Source organism: Pseudomonas sp. UBA7500, assembly GCF_002478435.1.
GTDB classification, from domain to species: Bacteria; Pseudomonadota; Gammaproteobacteria; order Pseudomonadales; family Pseudomonadaceae; genus Aquipseudomonas; species Aquipseudomonas palmensis.
Window position 1 is genome coordinate 1 of the sequence record NZ_DLNW01000033.1, and the last position, 4,239, is coordinate 4,239.

4 protein-coding genes are annotated in these 4,239 nt (G+C 67.5%); all 4 read right to left on the reverse strand.

Translation table 11 applies throughout. From position 1 onward, the window contains the following. Positions 1-245 (reverse strand): hypothetical protein (locus tag B4I46_RS15180; RefSeq protein WP_286900821.1); only part of this gene is annotated, 245 nt, incomplete at its 3' end. Positions 246-450: 205 nt separating this feature from the next. Beyond that, positions 451-1,593 (reverse strand): substrate-binding domain-containing protein, encoded by a 1,143-nt coding sequence (locus B4I46_RS15185; protein ID WP_043860338.1) that lies wholly within the window; start codon positions 1,591-1,593, stop codon positions 451-453. A gap of 336 nt (positions 1,594-1,929) precedes the next feature. After that, positions 1,930-3,135, reverse strand: coding sequence for a type II secretion system inner membrane protein GspF (gspF, locus tag B4I46_RS15190; protein WP_054916085.1), 1,206 nt, complete (start codon positions 3,133-3,135; stop codon positions 1,930-1,932). Further along, the coding region (gspE, locus tag B4I46_RS15195; protein WP_286900824.1) for a type II secretion system ATPase GspE at positions 3,135-4,239 on the reverse strand (1,105 nt) is incomplete at its 5' end. The genes gspE and gspF, both read right to left, overlap by 1 nt.

The following is a 4,239-nucleotide window of genomic DNA, read 5'->3' on the forward strand; positions in this document are numbered from 1 at the left end:
TGGGCCAGCGGCGGTGGCAGCCCCGGCAACTGCACCGCACCGCCCTGCCCGCCCGTACCGCCGGCCTGCGGCGCGCTGCCCTTGGCCGCGAACCAGGCCGAACTGAACGCCGCAGGCGCCGCCTGCACGCTGCCGGCCAGGGCCAGCAGCGCAATCACCTGGGCCAGCGGCTTGAGCCGCAGCAGGGGCATATCGGCCTGACGGTGGGTACGGTGGGAGGGCGAAGCAGCAGTGCCAAGGCGCATTGCAATCAATCCTTTTCTGGTCCATCGCGGTAATGGGGTGCCACACGCCGGTGCGGCCGGTGACCTATGACATAGGCGGTTGCACGGGCGGCAGACCGAACCTTTGTCACGCAAAGTTCATGTGATCGGTGGCGTTCTGAAACGCAAAAGCCGGTAACGGCGCGAGCCGTTACCGACGGGGTACAGCGACAGGCGTCGGCGCGGCTTAGGCCGGGCGACCCTGGGTGTTGCACACGCTGAGGTTGTTCACGCCCAGTGCGCCGGACTGGTTGGCGAACTGCAGGCGAACGGCGTTTTTCCAGGCTGGGCTCAACGGGATCAGCTTCTGCGCGATGATGGCCGCATCGTTGTTGGTGGTGGCGCCGTAATGACGGTTCAGGAAGGCGACGACGGCGGTGCCGTCTGCGGCGTCCTTGTAGCACTGACCGAAGATCAGGTTGGTGTAGGCAACGATGGAGTAGCCGGTGGCCGGGTTGGCCAGCACCGGGGCCCAGTTCTGCGGAATCGCGCGTGCGGCGGCGGTGGCCGGTGGCGCGGCGTTGGCCAGTGCAGTCTGCACGTTGCCGACGGTTGGCAGCAGGTTGTTGACGCGGGCGACCTTGGCGTTGTTGGTGGCATCCACGTCTTCAGGGCCTACATAGCCGATGGCGTCTTCGGTGCCGTACACCGAGGTCACGATATCGCCGCTCAGGGCAACACCCTGGAACGTGGCAGGCTCTGCACCGACCTGAGCGGTGGTGAAGGTGCTGCTGACGCCGAACTGGGTCGGGCACTGGCTGTTCAGGTGACGGGTGAAGATCTCGGAAGTGCCGCTGCTGCCGCTGCGGTAGAACACCTTGATGGCCTTGTTCGGGTAGCTGGCGTCGATCTGGTTCCAGTTGCTGATCGAACCCGAGAAGATCCCGCACAGCTGGGCGCTGGTCAGGTTCAGGTCGTTGACGGCAGTGCCGTTGGCCAGCTTGAGGTTGTACGGGATGGTGACCGAGGTGGCTGCCGACGGAACCTGGATCAGCGGGCCCCACTTGTTGGCGACGTCGTTGCCGGCGCTGTTGTGGTCCAGGTTGTAGGTGTTGATTTCCGCATCGGAAAGGATCGAGTCGCTGCCTGCGAAATCGACGGTCACACCGGCGGGCTTGTTGATATCGGCGGCACGGTTGAACAGGAAAGCCGACTTGCCTTTACCGCTGCCAACACCGGTGTAGGTGTCGAAACCGGCGCCCAGTACGCCTGGGGTGGTGTACAGGCCTTGTGGCAGGGTGGCACCGCCACCGACAACCGCTGCCATCGATTGAGCCGAAGCCAGTGCGGCAACAGCCAGCGAGGCTGCGATCATAGTGCGCTTAAACATGAAGAAGCTCCTTTCGTCGTGTTCGTACGTTGAGGTGAGTCGCGCTTGCATGTCACGGTGGCGTGGCGCAGCGCCTTGATCCAGAGGGCTTGCTGGCCGATCCACGAGGCTTAGGTTGGCAGTGCGCGGTGACAGTCAGAGGAAAAAACATCGGGAGCTTGGCGGGTAATTTCTCGGGTGTTTCGGGTGGCCTCATCGCGGGTCAAGCCCGCTCCCACACAGGTCAGTGTGGGGGCGGGCTTGACCCGCGATGGCTTCACCACCGATGGGGCGGCCCCTCGAGGTCCCGGATTCCCCGGCAACCCACTCGGGTGTTGCCCACCCCCCCAAAAAAAATCACTGCACCAGCTGGTTGATCTCGATGATCGGCAGCAGCACCGCCATCACGATCAGCAGCACCACCGCACCCATCACCACGATCATCAGCGGCTCCAGCAATGCGGTCATGCCCATCGCTCGGCGCTCGATGTCCTTGGCCAGGCTCTGCGCCGCGCGGTCGAGCATCGGCGGCAGGTTGCCGGTCTTCTCGCCGCTGGCGATCAGGTGGATCAGCAAGGGCGGGAACACCTTCTCCACCGCCAGCGCCGACGCCAGCCCCACGCCTTCGCGCACCCGCGCCGTGGCCTCGCTCACGCACTGGTCGAGGCGGTCGTTGGCCAGGGTCTGGCGCGCCGCCTCCAGGGCCCGCAGCAACGGCACCCCGGCACTGCCCAGAATCGCCAGGGTCGAGGCGAAGCGTGCGGTGTTCAGGCCCAGCACGAAGCGCCCCAGCAACGGCAGGCGCAGCACCCGGCTATGCCAGGCCAGGCGTGCCGACGCGCCGCGCAGGTACACACGCCAGCCCCATGCCCCGGCCACCAGCACGATGAAACACAGCCAGCCCCAGGCCCGGATGAAGTCGCTGGCGTTGAGCATCGCCAGGGTCAGCCCCGGCAGGTCCTGGCGCGCCTGGGTGAAGGCGCTGACCACCTGCGGCACCACGTAGCTGAGCAGAAAGATCACGATGCCGATCGACACCAGCCCGACCACGCCGGGGTAGATGAACGCGGTGAGGATCTTGCCGCGCAGGGTGTTGCGGTCTTCGATGTAGTCGGCCAGGCGCTCCATCACCTGGGCCAGGTCGCCGGACTCCTCCCCCGCCGCGATCAGTGCGCGGTAGATCTCGGGAAAGTCCCGCGGGCGCGCCGCCAGCGCGTCGGCCAGGCGCATGCCGCTGCGCACGTCGCCGCGCACCGCGCCCAGCACCTGGGCGATGTGCTTGCGTTCGGCCTGCTCCAGGGTCGCGCTCAGGGCGCCCTCCAGCGGCAGCCCGGCGGCCAGCAGGCTGGCCAACTGGCGCGTGGTCCAGGCCAGGTCCGCATCAGACAGCTTGCTGGCGAACAACCCGCCGCCGGCACTGGCGGCAGGCTCCGGCTCGACCTGCAAGGCGCTCAGGCCCAGCCCGCGCAATTGCCCGATCACCGCCGCCGGGCTGTCGGCCTCCAGCTGGCCACGGCTGATGCGCCCCTGGGCATCGGCGGCTTCATAACGGTATCGGCTCATCAGGCGTCCCGGGTCACACGCAGGATTTCTTCCACGGCGGTACTGCCGCTGTCGACCCAGCGCTGGCCGTCCTCGCGCATGCTCAGCATGCCGGCCTGGCGCGCTGCGGCGCGCAGGGCCTGTTCGTCGGCGCCCTGGTGGATCAGGCCGCGAATCGGGTCATCGATGCAGAACAGCTCGTGGATCCCGGTACGCCCGCTGTAGCCGGTGTGGTTGCAGCTGGCGCAGCCATGGGGGCGAAACTGGCCGGGGGCATTCGGGTCGGGCTGACGGCAGTGCGGGCACAGCCGCCGTACCAGGCGCTGGGCCAGCACGCCGAGCAGCGCCGAGGCCAGCAGAAAGGGTTCCACGCCCATGTCGAGCAGGCGGTTGATCGCCGACACGGCGTCGTTGGTGTGCAGCGTGGCCAGCACCAGGTGCCCGGTGAGCGAGGCCTGCACCGCGATCTGCGCGGTCTCCAGGTCGCGGATCTCGCCGATCATGATGATGTCCGGGTCCTGGCGCAGGATCGCGCGCAGGGCCACGGCAAAGGTCATGTCGATGCGCGCATTCACCTGGATCTGGCTGATACCCGGCAGGTCGTATTCCACCGGGTCCTCGACGGTGAGGATGTTGCTGACGCTGGCATCGAGCCGCGCCAGCGCCGCGTACAGGCTGGTGGTCTTGCCGCTGCCGGTGGGCCCGGTGACCAGCACGATGCCGTGCGGCTGGCGAATCAGCACGTCCAGGCGGGCCAGCAGCGCCGGGGCCATGCCCAGGGTTTCCAGTTGCAGACGCCCGGCCTGCTTGTCCAGCAGGCGCATCACCACCCGCTCGCCATGCCCGGTGGGCACGGTGGACACACGGATATCGATGGGCCGGCCAGCCACGCGCAGGGCGATGCGCCCGTCCTGGGGCAGGCGTTTTTCGGCGATATCCAGCTGCGCCATGATCTTGATCCGCGACACCAGCGCCGCGTGCAGCGCCTTGCGCGGCGAGACCACGTCGCGCAGGGTGCCGTCGACCCGGTAGCGCACCACCGAGTGGGTCTCGAAGGGTTCGATGTGGATGTCGCTGGCCTCGTCGCCGGCAGCCTGGGTCAGCAGCGCGTTGATCATGCGGATC